The organism is Acinetobacter genomosp. 15BJ (assembly GCF_000400715.1).
Classification (GTDB): Bacteria; Pseudomonadota; Gammaproteobacteria; order Pseudomonadales; family Moraxellaceae; genus Acinetobacter.
This window is the reverse complement of the sequence record NZ_KE007346.1, coordinates 364535-387208: the sequence shown is the minus strand read 5'-3', so window position 1 is coordinate 387208 and position 22674 is coordinate 364535. Positions and strand designations below refer to the sequence as shown.

20 protein-coding genes are annotated in these 22674 nt (G+C 40.6%); 9 read left to right on the top strand and 11 right to left on the bottom strand.

Annotation, left to right across the window (positions count from 1 at the left end; genetic code table 11):
- Positions 1 to 67 precede the first annotated feature (67 nt).
- The 4 genes from F896_RS14840 to rlmE form a co-directional block, all read right to left on the bottom strand.
- Positions 68 to 826, bottom strand: a complete 759-nt coding sequence (locus tag F896_RS14840; protein ID WP_016162825.1) for an SIMPL domain-containing protein — start codon at positions 824 to 826, stop codon at positions 68 to 70.
- A gap of 97 nt (positions 827 to 923) precedes the next feature.
- On the bottom strand, positions 924 to 1772 hold the full coding sequence (gene folP / locus F896_RS14845) for a dihydropteroate synthase (protein WP_016162824.1): 849 nt from the start codon (positions 1770 to 1772) through the stop codon (positions 924 to 926).
- Between the two features lie 133 nt (positions 1773 to 1905).
- On the bottom strand, positions 1906 to 3795 hold the full coding sequence (gene ftsH, locus F896_RS14850; protein ID WP_016162823.1) for an ATP-dependent zinc metalloprotease FtsH: 1890 nt from the start codon (positions 3793 to 3795) through the stop codon (positions 1906 to 1908).
- A gap of 136 nt (positions 3796 to 3931) precedes the next feature.
- Positions 3932 to 4582 carry a 23S rRNA (uridine(2552)-2'-O)-methyltransferase RlmE gene (rlmE, locus tag F896_RS14855; RefSeq protein WP_004801593.1) on the bottom strand — a complete coding sequence of 217 codons (651 nt, stop codon included), beginning with the start codon at positions 4580 to 4582 and terminating at the stop codon, positions 3932 to 3934.
- 228 nt (positions 4583 to 4810) lie between these two features.
- Here rlmE and yhbY point away from each other — a divergent pair, with 228 nt between their 5' ends.
- Both yhbY and F896_RS14865 read left to right on the top strand, forming a co-directional pair.
- Positions 4811 to 5137, top strand: coding sequence for a ribosome assembly RNA-binding protein YhbY (yhbY, locus tag F896_RS14860; protein ID WP_004651934.1), 327 nt, complete (start codon positions 4811 to 4813; stop codon positions 5135 to 5137).
- A gap of 5 nt (positions 5138 to 5142) precedes the next feature.
- Positions 5143 to 5679 carry a DOMON-like domain-containing protein gene (locus F896_RS14865; protein WP_016162822.1) on the top strand — a complete coding sequence of 179 codons (537 nt, stop codon included), beginning with the start codon at positions 5143 to 5145 and terminating at the stop codon, positions 5677 to 5679.
- Positions 5680 to 5735: 56 nt separating this feature from the next.
- Here the strand turns inward: F896_RS14865 and F896_RS14870 are convergent, their stop codons facing one another.
- Positions 5736 to 6314, bottom strand: a complete 579-nt coding sequence (locus F896_RS14870; RefSeq protein ID WP_004801599.1) for a hypothetical protein — start codon at positions 6312 to 6314, stop codon at positions 5736 to 5738.
- Between the two features lie 361 nt (positions 6315 to 6675).
- Here F896_RS14870 and carA point away from each other — a divergent pair, with 361 nt between their 5' ends.
- The 3 genes from carA to greA all read left to right on the top strand — a co-directional run bounded on the left by carA (position 6676) and on the right by greA (position 11632).
- Positions 6676 to 7815: a glutamine-hydrolyzing carbamoyl-phosphate synthase small subunit gene (gene carA, locus F896_RS14875; RefSeq protein WP_016162821.1), complete on the top strand. Its 1140-nt coding sequence runs from the start codon at positions 6676 to 6678 to the stop codon at positions 7813 to 7815.
- Between the two features lie 14 nt (positions 7816 to 7829).
- Positions 7830 to 11063, top strand: a complete 3234-nt coding sequence (carB, locus tag F896_RS14880) for a carbamoyl-phosphate synthase large subunit (RefSeq protein WP_016162820.1) — start codon at positions 7830 to 7832, stop codon at positions 11061 to 11063.
- Between the two features lie 92 nt (positions 11064 to 11155).
- Positions 11156 to 11632 carry a transcription elongation factor GreA gene (gene greA / locus F896_RS14885; RefSeq protein WP_004651928.1) on the top strand — a complete coding sequence of 159 codons (477 nt, stop codon included), beginning with the start codon at positions 11156 to 11158 and terminating at the stop codon, positions 11630 to 11632.
- 73 nt (positions 11633 to 11705) lie between these two features.
- Here the strand turns inward: greA and F896_RS14890 are convergent, their stop codons facing one another.
- On the bottom strand, positions 11706 to 12293 hold the full coding sequence (locus tag F896_RS14890) for a TetR/AcrR family transcriptional regulator (RefSeq protein ID WP_016162819.1): 588 nt from the start codon (positions 12291 to 12293) through the stop codon (positions 11706 to 11708).
- 141 nt (positions 12294 to 12434) lie between these two features.
- Here F896_RS14890 and F896_RS14895 point away from each other — a divergent pair, with 141 nt between their 5' ends.
- The 3 genes from F896_RS14895 to F896_RS14905 all read left to right on the top strand — a co-directional run bounded on the left by F896_RS14895 (position 12435) and on the right by F896_RS14905 (position 14216).
- Complete coding sequence (locus F896_RS14895; protein WP_016162818.1) at positions 12435 to 12830, top strand: RidA family protein; 396 nt, start codon at positions 12435 to 12437, stop codon at positions 12828 to 12830.
- A gap of 91 nt (positions 12831 to 12921) precedes the next feature.
- Entirely contained in the window at positions 12922 to 13545 is a 624-nt protein-coding gene (locus tag F896_RS14900; RefSeq protein ID WP_016162817.1) for a CatB-related O-acetyltransferase, read from the top strand.
- A 233-nt stretch (positions 13546 to 13778) separates the two neighbouring features.
- The gene (locus tag F896_RS14905; RefSeq protein WP_004801609.1) at positions 13779 to 14216 is read left to right on the top strand and encodes a universal stress protein; all 438 of its coding nucleotides are present in this window, start codon (positions 13779 to 13781) and stop codon (positions 14214 to 14216) included.
- Between the two features lie 83 nt (positions 14217 to 14299).
- Here F896_RS14905 and F896_RS14910 read toward each other — a convergent pair whose 3' ends face one another.
- Positions 14300 to 14800, bottom strand: a complete 501-nt coding sequence (locus F896_RS14910; protein ID WP_016162816.1) for a hypothetical protein — start codon at positions 14798 to 14800, stop codon at positions 14300 to 14302.
- Positions 14801 to 14897: 97 nt separating this feature from the next.
- Positions 14898 to 15218, bottom strand: a complete 321-nt coding sequence (locus tag F896_RS14915) for an MGMT family protein (RefSeq protein WP_016162815.1) — start codon at positions 15216 to 15218, stop codon at positions 14898 to 14900.
- Positions 15219 to 15308: 90 nt separating this feature from the next.
- Between F896_RS14915 and F896_RS14920 the strand changes: the two genes are divergently transcribed.
- Entirely contained in the window at positions 15309 to 16034 is a 726-nt protein-coding gene (locus F896_RS14920) for a hypothetical protein (RefSeq protein ID WP_016162814.1), read from the top strand.
- Here the strand turns inward: F896_RS14920 and F896_RS14925 are convergent.
- The 3 genes from F896_RS14925 to F896_RS14935 all read right to left on the bottom strand — a co-directional run.
- Positions 16031 to 17767 carry a CapA family protein gene (locus tag F896_RS14925; protein ID WP_016162813.1) on the bottom strand — a complete coding sequence of 579 codons (1737 nt, stop codon included), beginning with the start codon at positions 17765 to 17767 and terminating at the stop codon, positions 16031 to 16033. The genes F896_RS14920 and F896_RS14925 overlap by 4 nt on opposite strands.
- Before the next feature lie 11 nt (positions 17768 to 17778).
- Positions 17779 to 19452 (bottom strand): hypothetical protein, encoded by a 1674-nt coding sequence (locus tag F896_RS14930; protein WP_032882073.1) that lies wholly within the window; start codon positions 19450 to 19452, stop codon positions 17779 to 17781.
- A 115-nt stretch (positions 19453 to 19567) separates the two neighbouring features.
- Positions 19568 to 22674 (bottom strand): BapA/Bap/LapF family large adhesin (locus F896_RS14935; RefSeq protein WP_016162811.1); only part of this gene is annotated, 3107 nt, incomplete at its 5' end.

The window sequence follows — 22674 nt, the reverse complement described above, 5'->3', positions numbered from 1 at the left end:
ATGGTATTTGTATGTATCTTTCCTTCGATCTATTTAGAGCATCTTGACTTAACGCAAGGCTGAAAAGTTATTCAATCGCATAATTGATGGTCACCACCACACGGGCAATTTTATTGATGGTGGCTTTGTCATAAGCACCCCCATAATCACTGTCATCATCTGAACCACTTTCAGGCAGAATATAGAATGCGCCTTGACTGGCTGAACGCATCATTCCCACTTTCACACCACCAACTTTTGCAAACTCATTGGCACGGCTATAGGCATTCTTGGTGGCATTGGCAATCAACGACATTTTGATTTCTTCTAAATTAGAAACCAAATATTCAGGCTTCTGTTCAATTGCAATGCCCTTTTCATCCAACATATAAGCATCTTTTGCCGCCTGTTCAATTTTCTTAATATCTCGACTACTAATGACCAAAGACTGCAAGGCGATATAGCCTTTAAACTCACGCTTGGTTCGTCCCTCGCCTGTATCAACTTCCTCATAATAAGATTGAGAACTCTTATTACCGAGCTGCATATCCGCTGCTTTAAAACCATGTTCAACAAAGAATGCTTGTAATGCTTTCATTTGTTGATCAAGCAATTGATAGGCTTGTGGAATCGTGTCTGAAGTGTGGTTGGTTTGTAAGTTGATTTCCCAGCGTGCAGAATCCGCTTGAATCGGTTTTTCTGCTAACCCCTTGACCGTAATTGAATTTTTAGTACTATTGAACTGTTTAAGCGAATACCCCATCACGGCAGCAGAAACAATAAAACCAAGACTCAGAATAAGGGCAAACACCCATAAACTTTTATATGTAATTGTTTTATTTTCCATTTTTAATATCACTTATCTTATTTTATAGCTTTGTTATATTTAATCTGATCAAGCAAGTCAATAGAGCCCTTAAGCTCTACTGACACATCAAGAACGTTTAAGCTTGCATCATGTTCCAGACTTTTATCGCATCGCTGGTGGCTTTAACATCATGTGCCCGAACAATACTCGCACCCTGCTGTATACTTAAGAGATGTCCTGTCACACTACCAACCGCTCGCTCTTGAGCAGGTACACCATTTAAGGCTTCACCAATAAAACGTTTCCGTGATAATCCAGATAAAATCGGATAGCCCATTCGATTGAGTTTCCAGAACTCATTCAATAACTGAAAGTTTTGTTGGGCATTTTTAGCGAAGCCAAAACCAGGATCAATAATAATATGTTCAGCTTTAACACCAACAGCAATGGCTTGATCTAAGCGTTGTTGCAATTCATAGATCACATCTTCAGTCACATCATTATATTGATCAAGCTGATTCATATTAGTCGGTTCACCACGCATATGCATCAGCACCACAGGGATATTTAATTCAGCAGCCGTTTCTAATGCCTTTGGGCGGGTTAATGCACGCACATCATTCCAGATATGTGCTCCTGCCTGAACGGCTGCACGCATCACTTCTGGCTGACTGGTATCAATCGATATAATCACATCGTATTTAGATAATGCTTCAACCACAGGAATCACACGACGAATTTCTTCTTCCAATGCAACTGCTGAAGCATTCGGACGAGTCGACTCACCACCGATATCAATAATGCTGGCCCCATCTTGCATCATCTGCAACGCATGTTGAATGGCTTGGTCTTTTTGATGATGTTGCCCACCATCACTAAATGAATCAGGTGTGACATTTAAAATCCCCATCACTTGGGGTTGGGAGAGGTCTAACCTAAAACGGCCGCACTGTAACTTACATTGTGCTAAGGGCATCAACTGCATCAAAACGCTCCACATTGGAATATGTTTATTTTAACAAGACAGAGCTTGGTGCATAGCTGATTTATTTTCAGTTTAGGCCAAAATCGAGACAAAAAAAGAGCGACCGAAGTCGCTCTTTTTATTTTATCTTTGATTAGCCCATTGCTGGTAATGGTGGTGGAGTAGATGGACCATCTTTCGGCGGTTCAAATGCAGCCACAGGATTTTCAGCAACATAAACTTTAGGTGGTTGCGGCTCACGACCTTCCATGATGTCACGGATTTGATCACGATCGATTGTTTCCCAATCCATCAACGCTTTCACCATTGCATGTGCGATATCTTTGTTATTTTCCAAGATGTCGCGCGCAACTTTATACTGTTCATCCAAGATACGACGTACTTCTTCATCAACTTTTTGTTGAGTTGCTTCAGAAATCGTACGGCTACCCACATTACCGAAGAAACCACTTTGGTTTTCGTCTTCATAAACCATGACACCAAGGCGATCTGACATACCGTACTTGGTTACCATTGCACGTGCCATTTTGGTTGCACGTTCAAAGTCGTTAGATGCACCTGTCGACATTTGGTTAATGAATACTTCTTCTGCGATACGACCACCAAACAAGATAGAAAGTTCATTCAACATCTTATCTTTATAGTGGCTGGTCTGATCTTGTTCAGGCAACTGCCAAGTCACACCCAATGCCCAACCACGTGGCATGATTGTCACTTTATGCACAGGGTCTGTACCTGGCAAAATTTCAGCAACAATGGCATGGCCAGCTTCATGGTAAGCCGTCGCACGACGTTCTTCTTCACGAATCACCATCGATTTACGTTCTGGACCCATGTAGATCTTGTCTTTTGCATCTTCAAAGTCATGCATATCTACCGTGTTTTTATTACGGCGAGCAGCAAACAATGCAGCTTCATTGACTAAGTTTGCAAGTTGCGCACCTGAGAATCCTGGCGTACCACGTGCAAGAACTTTAAGATCTACACCTGTAACAGAAGGAAGTTTCTTCAAGTGAACATTCAAGATTTGTTCACGACCACGAATGTCTGGTAAACCAACCATCACTTGACGGTCAAAACGACCTGGACGAAGCAATGCTTTATCCAAGACATCAACACGGTTGGTTGCAGCAATAACGATAACGCCTTCATTGCCTTCAAAACCATCCATTTCAACAAGCATCTGGTTCAGGGTCTGTTCACGCTCATCATGACCACCACCTGTACCCGAACCACGATGACGACCAACTGCATCAATCTCATCAATAAAGATGATACATGGCGCATGGCGTTTTGCTTGCTCGAACATGTCACGGACACGAGATGCACCGACACCAACAAACATTTCAACAAAGTCAGAACCAGAGATACTAAAGAATGGAACCTTAGCTTCACCAGCAATGGCTTTCGCCAATAATGTTTTACCAGTACCTGGAGGACCAACCATGAGTACACCACGTGGAATGGTTGCACCAAGGCGTTTGAATTTAGCAGGGTCTTTTAAGAAATCAACGATTTCAACCACTTCTTGTTTTGCTTCGTCACAGCCTGCAACATCACTAAATGTTAACTTGATTTGATCTTCAGATAACATTTTTGCTTTTGACTTACCAAAACTCATAGGACCGTTTTTGCCACCTGCACCACCGCCCATATTACGCATGAAGAACATGAATAATAAGATGATGAGCAATACAGGGAAACTCGCAATGAGAAGTTGCATCAAAATGCCTTGACGTTGTGGCGCTGTGCCTTCAACAACTACATTTTGTTTATTCAAGCTTGGTAGCAACTCAGTGTCTTCTACTTGAGGACGAACCGTCTCAAAGGCAGAGCCATTGGTTTTTTCACCATTAATATTTAAACCGTCAATTGTGACTTGTTTAATTTGCCCAGCATTCACCGCTGCAACGAAATCAGAATATTTCATCGCTGCAGGCTTATTGCGGTCACTGACGTTGCTAAAAATCAAAACACCGAGTATGATGAGCCACAATACGGCATTCTTGAAGTAATCGCTCAAGGCTTTATTCCCATATCAATCTAATTTGATCATACCTAATCTTGGCTGACCTTCACAAAAACAGCAATGAATTTGCGTTGCAAAAAACTTAAAAGGTACAAAATGCACAATTTTTAACAACTTGGCAAGTACACTTTTATTGCAATGCCTTTTTACGACCTTGGCCAATCAAAAAAACTTCTTTCGATCGAGCACGTGAAGCCGCAGGTTTGGCTGTTTTTAATACATCAAAACCATCGACCACTTGTTTTCTGAACTCATCAAATCCTGAACCTTGGAACACTTTAACAAGAAACTGTCCGTTGGGTCCGAGTACTTTCTGAGCAAAATCCAAAGCCAATTCACATAAGTAAATTTGACGCGGTTGATCAACAGCCCTATTACCTGATGTATTGGGGGCCATATCTGAAATTACAACGTCTACTTGACGTCCATTTAAAATATTTAACAATTTTTCGAAAACTTCTTCCTCGCGAAAGTCACCTTGCAAGAAGGTCACATCTGGAAGAGCATCCATTGCCAAAATATCTGAAGCAATCACTAAACCATTTGATCCGACCAATTTACCTGCAATTTGCGACCAGCTACCTGGCGCCGCGCCTAAGTCGACAACCGTCATCCCAGGTTTGATCATTTTATATTTTTCTTGGATTTCAAGTAACTTATATGCCGCGCGTGCGCGATAACCTTCCTTTTGTGCTTTCTTCACAAAATGGTCATCTAAGTGCTCTCGCATCCACACACGACTGCTTTTAGACAATTTTTGATTGGTAATGCGTGTCGCCATAACTCACTAAATTTCAAAAAACTTCTGATGAGTCATTGTACGTGAAAATTACTCTCATTACAGTACGGATGTACTTCATTCACACGAACTTTTACAGATTTTTTTCGATCATCATCATTGGATATTTCAGCAATTTTCACATATTTGTTTCAAGTGCTTGTCTTCTGAATCTATCTTAGAATCGGGATGCAAGTTATACTAGGTCGTTTTTCCAATCAGGTATTTTTAATGGCGGCTTTATCTATCCATGAACGTAAACGTTTACGTCAAATTGGTCATGCACTTAATCCAGTGGTAATGGTTGGTGGCCAAGGTCTTACAGAAAACGTCATTGAAGAAACAAATCGTGCGCTAAATGATCACGAATTGATTAAAGTGAAAATTGCGGGTGAAGACCGTGATGCGCGTGCTGCAGTGATTGATGCCATTGTTGAAGCAACAGGTGCAGAATCTGTACAGAAAATTGGTAAAATTGTTTTGCTTTATAAAAAAGCAGCAAAGCAAAACCAACACCTGTCTAACTTGGTTCGTTTTGCTCATTTAAATAATAAGTAATTACGATGGCAAGTTATGAGCTGTCTGCCTTTGATCGCTTTAGTGCCATTACGGTCGTTGGAGCGATTGAGCAACAAACACCAGCAACCTTAAATGTTGGTTTTTGGGTTCGTGACCCAAATCAATTTCTGATTTACCCGAATCAAGTCACGGCACATCCACGTCAAGACTTTTTATGGGAACACACTTGCTTTGAAATTTTTGTCGGCGTGAAAGATCAAGATCTCTACCGTGAAATTAATCTATCACCTTCTCAGGCTTGGCAAGTTTATCAATTTGAAGAATACCGTTTTCCTGAAAATATGCCGCCGATTGCAGCATATGACATTGAATTGAATCATTTACAGCGCACCCATTATGGCTTAAATGTCAGTTTAGATTTGTCGCAATTTATGCGCGAGCATGAATTAAAATGGGCTGACGTATATCTTGGTTTGACTGCTGTTCTGGAAACTACGCAAGGTATGCAGTATTTTGCGATGCAACACAGTAGTCCTCAAGCTGACTTTCATAACAAACGTGATTGGTTACATCAGTTTTAAATTTAAAAAATAAAAAAAGCGAGAAAAATTCTCGCTTTTTTTATGCCTGCAATTAATTAGCTAGCACGTACTTTATTCCAAGCTTCAACCGCTTGTTCTTTAGTGCGTTTAAAGCTACCTACCAATGTATCTTTGTGCTTCACTGAAATCTGGCTAATGTCATCTTTCAGTTCTTTGCTTACTTTGGTCAGGTCTTCAATCAATGCATTTAATTCAATTTTCAATGCATTTTTAAGTTCAAGTAAGTTACCTTGCGATGAATTAAGTTGAGTCTTAATCACTTCAATACGCTCTAGAAGATCTTGCTTGATTTGAGTCAGCTGGTTTTGAATGTTTTGATTCAATTCTTTCGCTTCAGCCTCAATTTTTTCTTGAGTTTCAGCTAAAGCTTCTTTTACTTGACCTTGAGTTTCAGCGATCACTTCTTTGGCTTGCTCTTGAGTTTCTGCAATCACTTCTTTCGCCTTCGCAGTTTTTTCTGCAACAACCTCTTTTGCTTTTGCAGTTTTTTCAGCAACCACTTCTTTGACTTCAGCAGTCTTTTCAGCAACAGCTTCTTTCGCTTTCGTGGTTTTTTCAACTACAGCAGTTTTTACTTCTTCAGCAGTTGCAGGTGTGGTTTGATTCTCAGCCATTTTGATTACCCTCTTTATTGATTGTTGATTTTTTGGCTAGATATAAGATAAAACGGCCACATCCCAAACACAAAAAAAATTGTCTAACAATTTGCATAATATCTCATGATATCGATAGAAGGATGATTGATTTTGCAATAGACACTGCCCTGCGAATGCTTATAAAAGAAATTGGTAAATTCTGACTTTAATAAATAAAACACATAGACTTTTCACCGACTCATGCGTATAATGCGCTGTTAAGTTACAAGCGAGCAGACTGGAAGGAGGGGCATGTTTTTTTAAAGACGGCCTGCCTTTTTTTATGTCTTCTCGCTTTTTTACAGCCCTATTTTTGTGGTCTTAGTTCAGGAGCTTTGGTTTGAGCACCCCCGCCATTTTAGCCCTCGCAGATGGAACGATCTTTAAAGGAACGTCTATCGGTGCATCGGGTAGTACGACTGGTGAAGTCGTTTTTAACACTGCCATGACTGGTTATCAAGAAATTTTGACTGACCCAAGCTACGCACAACAAATTGTGACGTTGACTTATCCTCATATTGGAAATACTGGCTGTAATAGTGAAGACGTTGAATCAGGTCGCATCCATAAAGTATGGGCGAATGGTTTAATTATTCGTGATCTGCCTTTATTACATAGTAATTTCCGTGCTGAGCAATCACTGAGTGAATATTTAGAACAACATAATGTTGTTGCGATTGCTGATATTGATACGCGTAAATTGACGCGTATTCTACGCGACAAAGGTGCACAAAATGGTTGCATCCTTGCTGGCGAAAATATTACAGAAGAAGAAGCAATTGCAAAAGCACGTGCATTTGGTGGTTTAAACGGTCTAGATCTTGCGAAAGAATGCTGTGATCCGACAGGTTTTGAATGGACTGAAGGCTCTTGGACTTTGGGCGAAGGTTTCACCCAACCAGAATTAAAATTTCATGTTGTTGCATACGATTACGGTGTCAAAACCAACATCTTACGTATGCTTGCAGACCGTGGTTGTAAATTAACTGTTGTTCCTGCACAAACCCCTGCTGAAAAAGTGCTCACACTCAATCCAGATGGCGTGTTCTTATCGAATGGTCCTGGCGATCCAGCAGCATGTGATTATGCAATTGAAGCAGTGAAAACTATTGTTGATACAACCAACCTACCTGTATTCGGTATTTGCTTGGGTCACCAAATTTTGGCGCTCGCTTCTGGCGCGAAAACCATGAAAATGAATCATGGTCATCACGGCGCTAACCATCCTGTACAAAACCTTGAGAAAGGTACAGTGATGATTACTTCTCAAAACCACGGCTTTGCTGTTGACGAGAGTACTTTACCTGCAAACTTAAAAGTGACACATCGCTCACTGTTTGATGGTACAAACCAAGGTATTCATCGCACTGACAAACCAGCATTCAGTTTTCAGGGTCACCCTGAAGCCAGCCCTGGTCCACATGACTGTGCCCCATTGTTCGATCATTTCATCGAACTTATCGAAGCAGCTAAGAAGTAATTACGGAGCGAATAATGCCTAAACGTACGGATATTAAAAGCATCTTAATTATTGGTGCTGGTCCTATTGTCATTGGTCAAGCCTGCGAATTTGACTATTCAGGTGCGCAAGCATGTAAAGCGCTTCGTGAAGAAGGTTATCGCGTTATTTTGGTGAACTCTAACCCAGCGACCATTATGACTGACCCTGCAATGGCGGATGCGACGTATATCGAGCCAATCACTTGGCAGACAGTTGCACAAATCATTGAAAAAGAACGTCCAGATGCAGTTCTGCCAACCATGGGTGGCCAAACTGCATTGAACTGTGCCCTTGCTTTAGATGAGCACGGTGTTCTTGAAAAATATAATGTTGAATTGATTGGTGCATCAAAAGAAGCGATTGAAAAAGCAGAAGATCGTAAACTGTTTGATATCGCGATGCGTAAAATTGGTTTGGAATGTCCAAAAGCTGCCATTGCTGAAACAATGGAAGAAGCATTGGCGATTCAAGCAGGCTTCGGTTTCCCTGTGATCATTCGTCCATCATTCACGATGGGTGGTTCAGGTGGCGGTATCGCGTATAACCGCGAAGAATTCCTAGAAATCTGTGAACGTGGTTTCGATCTTTCTCCAACCAAACAATTATTGATTGATGAATCTTTGATTGGTTGGAAAGAATACGAGATGGAAGTTGTTCGTGACAAAAACGACAACTGCATCATCGTCTGTGCGATCGAAAACTTCGACCCAATGGGCGTTCACACAGGTGACTCAATCACCGTTGCGCCTGCTCAAACATTGACAGACAAAGAATATCAATTGATGCGTAATGCATCTGTTGCAGTTCTTCGTGAAATTGGTGTAGAGACTGGTGGTTCGAACGTTCAATTCGGTATTAACCCGAAAGACGGTCGTATGGTTGTGATCGAGATGAACCCACGTGTTTCTCGCTCATCTGCACTTGCATCTAAAGCAACAGGTTTCCCGATTGCTAAAATCGCGGCGAAACTTGCAGTAGGTTATACCCTTGATGAATTGAAAAATGACATCACTGGCGGTATTACACCTGCATCTTTCGAACCATCGATTGACTATGTTGTCACTAAGATTCCACGTTTTAACTTCGAAAAATTCCCACAAGCTGAGCCAGTACTAACGACTCAGATGAAATCTGTGGGCGAAGTGATGGCGATTGGTCGTAACTTCCAAGAATCTGTACAAAAAGCACTTCGTGGTCTTGAAGTGGGCGTAAGCGGCTTTGACGAGAAAGTTGAAGCTGGTACAGCCAATGCCAAAGACATCATCTTAAAAGAGCTTAAAGTTCCTGGTCCAGAGCGTATCTGGTACGTTGCTGATGCATTCCGTCATGGTTTCTCTCTAGATGACGTATTTGAAGCAACCAAGATCGACCGTTGGTTCTTGATCCAAATCGAAGACATCATTAAAACTGAAGCTCAAGTGAAAGCATTAGGTTTTGGTGACTTAAATGCTGACAATATCCGTTCATTCAAGCGCAAAGGTTTATCTGACCTGCGTATTGCTGACTTGATGGGTATTTCACAAAAGCAATTCCGTAAACAACGTTGGAACTTGGGTGTATATCCAGTTTACAAACGTGTTGATACCTGTGCAGCAGAGTTTGAATCTGGTACTGCTTACATGTATTCAACTTACGATGAAGAATGTGAAGCAAATCCATCAAACCGTGACAAGATCATGGTGATTGGTGGTGGTCCTAACCGTATTGGTCAAGGGATCGAGTTTGACTACTGCTGTGTACACGCTGCGCTTGCAATGCGTGAAGACGGTTATGAAACGATCATGGTGAACTGTAACCCTGAAACTGTTTCAACCGACTATGACACATCTGACCGTTTATACTTCGAGCCAGTAACACTTGAAGATGTACTTGAAATCGTACGTACCGAGAAGCCTAAAGGCGTGATCGTACAGTACGGTGGTCAAACACCTTTGAAATTGGCACGTGCTTTGGAAGAAGCAGGTACACCAATCATTGGTACATCTCCTGATGCAATTGACCGTGCAGAAGACCGTGAACGTTTCCAGCAAATGATTCAACGTCTACAACTTCGTCAACCAAACAACAGCATTGTAAAATCTGCTGAAGAAGGTATTTCTGAAGCGGCTAAAGTGGGTTATCCACTAGTTGTTCGCCCATCTTATGTATTGGGTGGTCGTGCAATGGAAATCGTCTATAACGAAGAGGAACTTAAACGTTACCTTCGTGAAGCAGTACAAGCGTCGAATGAAGCCCCTGTCCTACTTGACCGTTTCCTTGACGATGCAACTGAAGTTGACGTGGACTGCGTATCTGACGGTAAAGATGTTGTGATCGGCGGTATCATGCAGCACATTGAACAAGCCGGTATTCACTCAGGTGACTCAGCATGTTCAATTCCTCCTTACTCGCTTTCACAAGAAGTTCAGGATGAGATGCGTCGTCAAACGGTTGCGATGGCAAAAGAGCTTGGCGTTATTGGCTTGATGAACGTTCAGTTTGCGGTGAAAGGCGACGACATTTATATCCTTGAAGTGAACCCACGTGCATCACGTACCGTTCCTTTCGTTTCTAAATGTATTGGTGACTCTTTAGCAAAAGTGGCTGCTCGCTGTATGGCTGGCCAATCTTTGGAATCACAAGGTTTCACCAAAGAAATCATTCCAACACATTTTGCTGTTAAAGAAGCGGTGTTCCCATTTGCCAAATTCCCTGGCGTAGATCCAATGCTTGGGCCTGAGATGAAATCTACAGGTGAAGTGATGGGCGTTGGTAAAACATTTGGTGAAGCATTCTACAAAGCAGTGCTTGGTTCAAATGAACGTTTACCGGGCTTACCAACCGAAGGCGAAGTCAAACATGCATTCTTATCTGTTCGTGAATCAGATAAGAAATACATTGCCGACATTGCAAAACAGTTAATCGCTTATGGCTTTAAGCTTGTTGCAACCAATGGTACGCATCGTGTCCTAAAAGAAGCAGGCATTGAGTGCGAAGCAGTCAATAAAGTGACCGAAGGTCGCCCACATATTGTTGACCGCTTGAAAAATGGTGAAATTCATCTTATTGTCAACACAACTGAAGGCAAACAAGCTCAGTATGATTCTGCCATGATTCGTCGTGCTGCCCTCCAAGGCAAGGTGTATTACACCACGACAATTAACGGTGCTGAAGCAGTTTGCCAAGCATTTGCTGTGAAATTGCCAATGGATGTATACCGCTTGCAAGATTTACAAACTGTAGGTTAATTCTCTACCGATAAAGTCCCGTCACCTTATCGGTGGCGGGCTTTTTCTTTTTTTAATCCTGTATTTTCCCAACCAATTTAGAGGGGACCAGAATGCAACGTTATCCTATGACTCCCGAAGGCAAGGTTGCCTTAGAGAAAGAATTACAACAGCTCAAGACAGTGGATCGCCCACGTATTATCCAAGCGATTGCTGAAGCTCGTGAACACGGTGATTTAAAGGAAAATGCTGAATATCATGCTGCGCGTGAACAGCAAGGTTTCTGCGAAGGTCGTATTCAGGATATCGAAGGTAAACTGGGCGCAGTACAAGAAATTGATGTCAAAACACTTGAGCAAAATGGCCGTGTTGTCTTTGGCGTGACTGTAACGATTGAAAATCTTGATACCGAAGAACGTAAGACTTATAAAATTGTTGGTGATGACGAAGCAGATTTTAAAATCAATAAAATCTCAGTGAACTCACCGATTGCACGTGGTCTTTTAGGTAAGAACGAAGGCGACGAAGCAAAAATTCAAACACCACAAGGTGAAGTTGAATACGAAATCGTGAGTGTGGAATATATTTAATATTCTATATGCAATTAACCCCTCATTTTGAGGGGTTTTTTATATTTCAGATGCTGGATCAAAATATAATTAGCTATATATTTTTCAAAAAACCTGATGCGAAAATTTGAAAAGCATTTAAGGCTTCAGGAAGTAACTGTTCAGGATTTTCGCTAGAGGCCACCCATAATGCAGCATTCATGGCCGCGCCATTTAAAAATACTGCTGCAGCTTCTGGATCTACCATTTTAATTCGATCTGCCGCCAAAAGTTGCTCAACGCACTCACGCGTAGACTGCAGGCATCTGCTTTGACTTGGCCAATGCGCTGGATCACCCAGCACAGCAGGTCCATCACGTAACACAATACGCTGAAACTCAGGATTTAAAGCATTTTTAATATAAGTCTGCCCTTCAAGCAATAATCCTTCCCAAAGATCATCAGGTTGCTCCAAATGCTGCTGAGCATATTCAGCCATCTGCGAGTCAATCTGATCAACAACTGCTGCAAACAAACCACGCTTATCACCAAAATGATGGTATAGCGCTCCACGAGTTAGTCCTGCTTCTGCCGTGAGTTTATCCATTGAAGTATCGGCATAGCCATATTCAGCAAATGCACGACGTGCTACTTCAATCAGTTTTGTACGGGTTTCCGCCATCTTTCGTTCACGAACAGACATGTATGTCACCAATCAATCATCACAAAAATTTTAATTGACATACGCCTCGTATGTCAATTATGTTTACATACGAGGCGTATGTGAAAGTTAAACAACTTTCGGATTGCGGCTTTAAATTTTAAATATTGAAGGAGAACAGACATGACCAGAACTGCGATATTTCCCCAAGACCGCCACGCTTTATATGAACAGCATGGTTATTCAGCTGCAATTCAATCTAAAGATTTACTCTTTGTTTCAGGGCAAGTAGGTAGCCGTAAAGATGGCTCGCCAGAACCCGATTTCGAACAACAGGTAGAACAAGCTTTCAAAAATTTAGCGGCGACATTAGCAGCGGCTGGCTGCACTTTCGATGATATTGTTGATGTCACCACTTTTCATACTGATCCTGAACAACAATTCGATAAAATCATGAAAGTTAAAAATCAGATATTTACACAAAAACCTTATCCCAACTGGACTGCTATTGGCGTAACCTGGTTGGCAGGTTTTGACTTTGAGATTAAAGTCATTGCGCGTATTCCTCACAGTACTTAGCCGCCGGCTCACAGGCTGAATTGAGATTATTGGTTCAGCTTGAATTACAATTCGGTATAATGGCGAATTCCCTATTTTTTATATCTCCTTTATGTCCGAAAAGTTAATCAACTCCCCTATTAAACATTGGTGTGAGTTCGAATTTATTGCTAAAACGGTAAACAATCCGAATATCCATATCAAAGGCAATTACTCTTATTATTCGGCTTATTGGGATCAGGGTTTTGAACGCTGTGTGGTGCGTTATCTACATGACAAAGCCTCGACAGCTGAAAAACCAATTGACCAACTACATATTGGCAACTTTGTCTGCTTTGGCGCGGAATGTGTGATCATGATGGGTGGCAACCAATTGCACCGCCCTGATTGGATTTCAACCTTCCCTTTTGATACACGTAGCTTTCAACCTGCGGGTGATACAATCATTGCCGATGGTTGCTGGATTGGTAGCCGTGCCATGATCATGCAAGGTGTGAAACTGGGTGAAGGTGCTGTGGTGGCGACAGGTGCTGTGGTCACCCAAGATGTACCACCCTATGCGATTGTCGGTGGTGTCCCAGCCAAAGTCATCAAATACCGCTTTCCTGAACAAGACATTGAAAAACTGCTTTCCCTTAAACTTTATGACTTAGATGAAAAACAGATTTTGAAAATGCGTGAACAATTGCAGACGGATAATGTTGATGCACTGATTCAATTCTTTGAGCGTGATTAAGACTGCTTTTATAGATAAATCATGATGATACATGCTTTTATTTTTATGGAAATTTCATCTATTCTTAAACTCTTTCAAGCTTAACCATAATGCTATAAATAATAACTATCCCTATAAAAATGCTAGGTTTTATTTATCTCCAAAGAGGTTTACTATAACAATATAGCTTGTAATTTAAACAATTTTTAAATACCTAATTCAATGCAAAATCATAAATATAAGGAGTATCCCTCATGGCTTATCAAAAAATCTTAGTGGCGATCGATGACTCTGAAATTGCGGCAAATGTCATTCGAGAAGCAGCTCAACTCGCAAAGGCTTTAAACAGTGAAATCACGGTTGCTGAAGTAATGACCTTAGATCCCTATCTCGCCGATGCCTATGTGCGTATGGGACAAAGCAATGATTTGATTGAACGTGTCAGAGGCTATGTTCAAGAGAATTTAACTAAAGCTGAGCAAAAGTTTGAAGAACATGGGCTTACCGTCGCCACTCAAGTCTTAGAAGGCTTTTCAGTCCATCAGGAAATTATTGGTGCGGCGCAAAACCTAGGTGCAGATCTGATTATTATGGGTTCTCATGGACGAACAGGCTTTAAACAATTTGTACTCGGTAGTGTGGCACAGAAAGTTTTAGCGGAAAGTCACATTCCAGTATTAATTGTACGTTGATAATTTATATTAATCATTTAGAAATATTAAAAAAGCATGATAAATATTTAGCATGCTTTTTTATTGTTTTATTACTAAGCTTTTTATTGAATTGGTTTTGCTTTTTCTAAAACTTCTTCAGAAAGCACATTCGTAGAAACAATTGTTAATGATTGAGCATTGGCTTGAAGATTTTCTTTCTTTAAGTCATTTAGAACAACGTTGGTATCTTTTGTATTTAAACTATACATCGCCCCAGTCGCAGGATCGATAATTAACAAGCCAATTACCCCACCAAATAAAATATTCCCGATATACCAACCATTCATGCTCGAAGTAACTTTGATTTCTTTCTTTTCATAACCTTCTTTTTCAAAGATAACCGTATATCTTTCAGGAACAAAGAAACCAGCCCCACGATTCAGACTTACGGTTATAGGTGCTTTTCCAACATGAATTTTCTTGCCATCACGATTTAAAATTGTAATATCACTAAGTTCTGGCGTACTTTGGAATGTCATGGTTTGGGTTTTACCCGATATAATACTTGCACACCCAGATAAACTTAGTGCGACAACCCCGAAAATAACAGACAGTTTTTTCATTTAAATACCAAAATTATTTCAATGTAACTTTATGTATCTGGATTGTAAATAAACCGTAAGCTAATTTCAATATTAATTCTGATTCGTCCAAAACTATTTAAGGCTGCCAAGCAAAGATTTTTAAACTGACCTTACCATTTAACAAATAGACCCCTTCTTGTTCCAACAACGCCTGTTGAACATTTTCCCCTTTCTCATTGATTCGAGTCACGCTGATCTTGCCTTGTGAATTAATCACACGATACCAAGGAATCTCACTATCTTTATCTAAATGCTTGAGTACATAACCCACTAAACGTGGATGTTTAGGCAAACCTGCCAACTTGGCAATTTGTCCATAACTTGCTACTTTTCCATAAGGAATCAAGGCAATCACTTCTAAAATTTGCCGATGTAGTTCATTGGTATCTTGCACCATACAAGCTCCAAAAATCTGCTAAGATAATAAAAATCATGCGAAAAGCTAGCTTTACAATAATTAAAACGCGACCATTTGAGAGAACAAAAAATGCGGTTAAAAATCACTGCCCTGACGCTATTATGTCTGATCTTTAGTGCATCTTGTACCACTCAAAAAGCCCCGATAAAAAAATTACCCTATCAGTATCCGCTAGATGTAGACCATTTACCTGTAGTCAATGTCAGTTTTATTGTGACTAGCAATCGTCCAGAAGTAAAAGCCCTAGATCGTAAAGCACAAATGTATAAAGAACTGGCAATTTTGAACCGATACTTTGTCGATGAAAATAATCAAAAAATCTTTAAGTTTAAAATTCATCGTTACTATTCCTATCAAGATTTTAGTAAACGTAAATGTGATCTCGCCAATCAACTAAGCCAATCCAAAGCCATCGTTCCAGACAATTTACCTAGTGCGGTCAGAACCTGCTTCCCTCGCCGAAAGAGCAAGGAAGTGCTGTTTATTATTTATGATTCTTATGGCGAAAAATTAAAAGATGCCGATATCACCAGTTGGGGATTCCGCAATCAAGGGCAACCTTTTATTTTGATTGATTGGGAACGGCTCAATTACCAAACCCAAGCTGCCAGTATCCATGAAATGGGACATGCTTTCGGTCTCAGTCATGTTTGTTCACCTAAAGCGACCAAAACCACACCGACCAATATTATGAGCAGTTATGATTGTCGCTTAGGCAGTGGTGGCTTACGCAATCTGGGATTTAACAAAGAACAACTGAACATCATGCTCAACAATTACAACCAATATCCTTAAAAGTTAAGCTGAAGATAATGACCTAAATCATCCTGCCCCACAATGTAATTTGCTGGATCTAATTGATGGGTCAATAATGATTTTGCCTGTTCAAATTGCATCTCATCAACAACGTGAGGTTGCCAAAAGGTCTTCTGATTATGGGTATAAATTGGATACAGCTTTAATTGCGATTGGCTTAAATTGATTCGAACAACAGCCCCATAAGGCAAGGCCTGATATTTTTCAAAATGACCATTGCTATTAAATACCCCATTGCCAATGCCAAAAATAACAGGCTTTTGATGAATCGTTTGAATTGGCTGAATGGTATGAGCGCCATGACCAATCACCACATCAGCCCCAATCTGAGTCAGTACCTTGGACAGTTTTTCTTGCTCAGGATGGATCAATTTAAAATCCACACCCCAATGACAAATCACCATAATTTTATGGGTTGGATGCGCTAAACGATATTGCATCAGCTGTTCGAATAAAATCGCATTGAGACAGGCCACCCCAGCACTGTTACCGAGTGCATAAAAATCATACGCTTGATAGGCAGCTCTTCTATGCCAATAGCCATTAAAAATAGCCAAGCATTGCCCCTGATTATTTTTAATTTCTAGACATTGATGTGCCTGTTGTTGATTCTCACCCGCCCCAATAAAGTCAATATTAGCGAGTTCTAACTGACCTAAAGTATATTTTAGACTGGCTTCACCATAGTCTTTTAAATGATTATTGGCCAAACACAAAGTATTGAGATGAACACGTTTAAATTCAGCTAAGGTTTCCTGAGCTTTTGCTCCCAAAATATAGTCTTTTCTTCCTGCTAAAATTGAATTTTCTTCAAGATTGAAAACTGCTTCTAAATTAGCAATATTAATATCATCAGACCCAAAAAATTGTTTAATTGCTTCAAAAGAATGGCTATAACCATAACGTTGTAAAGCATCATCTATGCCTTTGTTTTTTCTTTTTTCGGTATAAAACTCACCCAAATAGGTATCACCAAGAATATTGATCCATTCAGTTTTGGCTTGTAGTTGTTTAGTTTGTAATAGACCTTGTTGGAAAAAATGATAGTACGGCACCAAATGATCAATACGATGCAACTGATCTAAGAGCAGAAAAATACCGAGTGTCTGATTTTGATGACGATAAGAAAAAAAGTAATCGTGTTTTTGATCAGTGAGATAAATCACTGCATCAAGTTGTGTGCAGGTCAATAATGAATGAATAGAAGCAATCTCCTGTTCATTAATCTTGAGTCCTTTCACAAAAACCTGCTTCAGCAATTCAATCGGTAGATTAAAGATGGATTCGGCTAAACCATAGAGTTTTTGCAGGGTATTTTTGTTCGCAGTAGATTGATGCTGAATGTTCAATCCAAACTGCCCTGCTTTATTGGCGATTTCAATTTCTGCTTGTTGCCAATTTCCAAACAGATGGCAACCTAGTAACTGTTGGGCAGCATGGCTTTGAGTAAAGCTGAGATATTGCAATAACTGTAAAACTGAATTGCTTGGGTTCCAGATCAAATCAGAGGAATCCATTTGCTTCGCTTGGAGAGTTGAATCAACAACTATCAGATCTTCAAGTTGTAACTGACCGTCAACAACTGCCTCTAAAGCCATATACAATAGAATCCAAGCTGAACAATCCCCTGAAATTTCTGTCTGCCAAACAGGAGATTGAAAGTCTTGGTTGCCTATCTGGCTAATAATTTTGATTTCTTGAGGCGTACTCATTGATTCCATCCTCAAGCTTCCGTTTCAAAGTGCTGAACATAAGCAACATAGCCAGAAAGATTATGTTCTTGGTCATCAATCCGTACACGAAAACGATCATGCCGCACATAGAAGGCATTCAAGATTTTATCTGGCCGTGCCATATACATGGCGACTTCTGGATAGAAAAATCCTGTGCGCTGAAACTCAGCCCGAAACTCAATCAGCTTTTTTAAATCATCGAATTGTGCCTTCTCAAACAAATGTTCTAAACCAAGTGCCCGAATCCGAAGAACCATTTGATAGGCTGCCATCATCATTTCCAACAAAGTGGCATAAGCTGTTTTACGGTTGCGGATAAACACCAGATGCCTTAAATAATTATTCAGACCAAACTGGAAATATTTTTCTTCGGGGCAGATTTTGGTCAGTTCATTGCTGCAGTAGCTGAGCCAATGGTCATGATAACGGTCATATTTTTTTTCTATGAAGCGTTCAAACATACATTTGACGGTTTGAAGTAATTTTTGATCTGCTTGAAGCTGGTAAAGACGTAATAAGGCCAAGGTTGCTTCGCCATCATAATAAATGATGCGGAATTTCTCTTTAATCTCATAACTTGGGTAATGCAATACATGCGTGGTTTCGCCTGCATCATTGACCATTGATAAAATACCATTGGCTAAAGCCTGTGCATAAACTAGATAGCGATCATCTCCTGTGATTTCTTGGTATTTGCTGAGCATTAAAATCGCTGCGGCATTGGCACCTAACTTGATTTCATCTAGACCTGTCGCTTCATTACCATCCAGCATATACGCCAATTTCGTCTGTTTCTCGATATAGAAATGCTGCAAAGCATAAGCAATCGCCGCCTGAATTTTTTCGATATAAGCCTGATGTGATTGAATTGCTAAAGTTTCGAGCAAGGCATAAACCGACGTACAGTGCCGAACCGTATTATAGCTTCGGATTTCACGATCATAGGCAGGGAAAAAACCATAAGCGAATCGCCCATCACTTTGGATTTGCTGATAGAGAAATTGGGCATTCCCTTCAATCATCTTTTTAAAATGCTGTTTTTTCGGTTCCAGTAGATAACGCACGCCATTTTCAGTGAACTGACTCTGCAAAGGAATCAACTGCCCTGCTTCATAAAACACAGCATGAGTATCAAACGTCCAGAGTTGTTGAAGCTCTTCAATTTTTATAGTGCGGTGCTGATTTGGATATTTTTTTAAAAGGCTACTATTTAGGTTTTTCTCATCAATAAAGTTAGGCGTGTTATAGCTCAGCGCACGAATCATGGCTTTGCCGTATAGCTCTTGCTCCAAGAAACAACAGTTAAAATCTGCATCAAAACTGATTCCTTTCCGGTAATGATTATTATGGAATTGGTTTTTTAAAGTCTGTTCAATGTCTTGCCAATTTTCTTGTTGGATATTAAAAGCAACATCAAATTTCATAAATATAGGCAGCTTTTCAGTTACAGCGAATTGTTGCTCTAAGAAATCAAATAATTGTTGTTGACTATCAGCAAAATCTGAACAGGTTGAATGCCAAACTTGGCAACGTTGTGTCTGTTCTCCATAAGAACAGAAGATCACTGCTTTAGGCACATCAATATGCGGCTGTACCTGTTTAAAAAATTGCTCACTCAGCAAATGTATCAATTGTTCGAGTGCTGAAATCGTTGTAATGCTCATATCTTCAATTTTTAGAATTTTTAAGTGTTTTAAACACCATAGCATATATTTATATGTACTTCACAAAATGAAAAAGAGAACCCGAAGGTTCTCTTTTTAAAGTAAAGGATTTGGATTAGTAAATGATTTGTCCATTATTCAGTAAATCATTCAGTGTTAACGATGCTGTCGGTTCATCAACATGCAGTGTCAACAACTGTGTACTTGAATAAGTGAGACCTAAACCATCACGATCTACACTAATCGTGGCATTTTGAGTTGCCGCATCGTAGTTAACCGAGACATACAGACCAAGCGTTAAGCTTGTTGGATCACCAAGTAATAAATTACTTAGATCAATCTTATCAGCTTGACTATCCGTCGCGACATTGCCCACATGGAAGTCAGTCCAAGTATCTACCCCATTACCACCAGTTGCACTGTTAACGCTTGCAGCTGTCAAAGTGTTATAAATCAAGGTATCAGAGCCATTACCAAGCGTGAAGGTATCATTTGCAGAAGTACTGACTGCAAGGCTATTCAACTCTTGACTTAAGTTAATGGTCAATGTACTGGTAGACTCAGCACCAGTCACAGAGACCAGTTTGTAGTTAATTGAGTCAAAGGTTGCATTCGCTGCACTATCAAGTGCTTTGTAGTAATACGAACCATCATTGTAAAGATACAATGTACCTTCACCCGTATTAATCGCTTGGCCTGCCGCAATTTGATAATTGCCCGGTGAGACTTCAACCAACAACTGAGAAGCATCTTTTGTATCTGCCACTCCACCAGCAGTATCACCTAACAAGATATTGCCGTGAATCCAATCTGTTAAGCTATCTGGTGTATAGGTGTTCAAGTGTGTGGCTTTGGTTGTCACTACAGAATCAAGTGTAAGTGCTCCAACGCTCACTCCTGCTAGGCTAAACTCGACTCTATATGTGCCAGCTGATAAATGTGCGATATCGGCAGAGAATGCTGAAGCACCAAGACCACCAAGTATAGTTGTCGCAGATCCGGTATAAACAGTATTTACCCACGAACCACCAACGAATTGTTGAATGGTATAACCAGCAGTTGGTAAGACTGATACACCTGCTGTCGTATAATTCAATGCAACATGTACATCACTCACCGAATTTGCAGCAATAACAAATTGGTTCGATGTAACCGTACTACTCAATACAGGAAGTGGAGGGAAACCAGCTAAATTACCGATGGTTACGTTACCACTTGCTACATCGACAGCCGCATCAGTGACTGGCTTCATACTAATTGTTGCATCATTAGTATCTGCGTTTGCTACTGGTGCAGGGATAACAGCATCTGCGCCTGGGTTAGCAACATTCCAATTAACATCCACATCTGGCGAACCGATTTGGATATGTAAGTTGGCTGTATCAGTTCTACCAGTGACAGGATCGACCACGGTATAAGTAAAGCTATCTACTTTACCAATATTCAAGGTATTTGCTGTCGCTTGATAGCTATAACTACCATCTGAATTAATGGTTAAGCTACCGTATGCACCCACAATAATGGTTGCTAAGCCTGTGCTTACACCTGCTGTATTACCATTTTCAGCTGTCACCGAAGTCACAACCGTTGTGGTCGTAATATAGTCTGGCGTATAACCTGGGCCGTATATACCTGAATTGTTATCTGCAAGCACATTACCTATGACTGGATCTACAACCAATGTCGGTACTTGAGTAATGTCACCATGATTCAAGGTGATATCCGCAGTAACATTACCAAGAGCAGTCAGAAGTGTGTTGCTCTCCATGAACAACTCATAAGTGCCTGCACCTAGATTATCCACTTTGAATTTCACTTCAGAGCCAAAAATACCGAGTAAATCAAGGATACCCGCATTAGAACTATCCGCAACTACCGTACGCGTACCGTCTGGGTTAACTCGGGTTAACACCACATGTAAACCATCAACAACCGTCGCAACTGAACCAAAGTTCACCGCGAAAATTGCTTCTGTAATATGTCCTGGAGCAACAGTGAAGGTTGCTGTGCCCTCTTTGGTTCCGATCACAATACCACCGACACCGAGTAACCAGTTGTAGCTGATTGCATTATCAAAGAACTGTGTCGTTGTTGGATAAACCAGATCAATCTCAGCTGACGCAACGTTATCCATTGCATCTACAGGCACTGGACCTGTAATCACAGCAGGTTGAGATGGGTCCGCTGGATTCCAAGTCATATCGACACCACTACTATCCAAGTGAATATAGAGAACAGCTTGCGAAGTATTGCCTGTTACTGGATCTTTTAAGGTATAGGTAAATTCATCAACTTTACCGAGATTCAGTCCATTGGCATTTGGTGTGTAAGTATAGTTACCATGTTGATCGATTACCAAAGTGCCGTAAGTACCTACAACGGTTGTTGTTCCTGTTGCACTTACTGGATTGCTATTCACCATTGAGATAATGGCATTGTGACTTGCTGCATCAACCGCACCATTCAGACCAACATCTTTAATGACGTTACCAGAGATAGGATCAACTGAATATCCAGCCACAACATATGGATTATAAACATCCATTGTACCTGTCAATGTTCCACCTAAACCAACACCCAACAAGCCTTCATAACCAATGAAGGCACGATATTGGCCTGCTTCCAAACCTTCCACCACCGCAGTTGCAACCCCACCAATGAGGGATAAATCAACCAATGTCGCTTGTGGATTAGTACCACCAATAGAGATCCATTGTTGTGTTGTTGCATCATATTTTTGAAGAACCAATGTATAGTCGCTCAATACATTCGCAGTCAGTAATCCGCTGAATGTAAATGTTGCAGTTCCTTCACGATCGGCATCAACATTAAATGCAATTGTGGCATTTCCTAACAATTGCAAGTTCAATCCAGCCAGAGAAACGGCAGCCAGATAACTCGCACTACCAAGAGCAAGATCATCAGTAACAAGCAAGGCTTCTGGATTAATTTCTGCGACAGCAAGGTTATCGGCTGCTTTCACAGAGCTTAATTGGATGTTCAGTGTCGCTTGAGCCAGATCACCCGTTGCTGAATCTCTTAAGACATAAGTAAAGTGATCGACTTGACCAATCCCTGCCGCTGCTGAGTTCGGTGTGTAGACATATGAACCATCAAGATTGATGACCAAGTTACCATAGGTACCAATAATCACCGTACCATCTGTTAACACGGGTTGACCATTGACGCCAATAAACCACTGCCCGGTACGCTCACACTCCA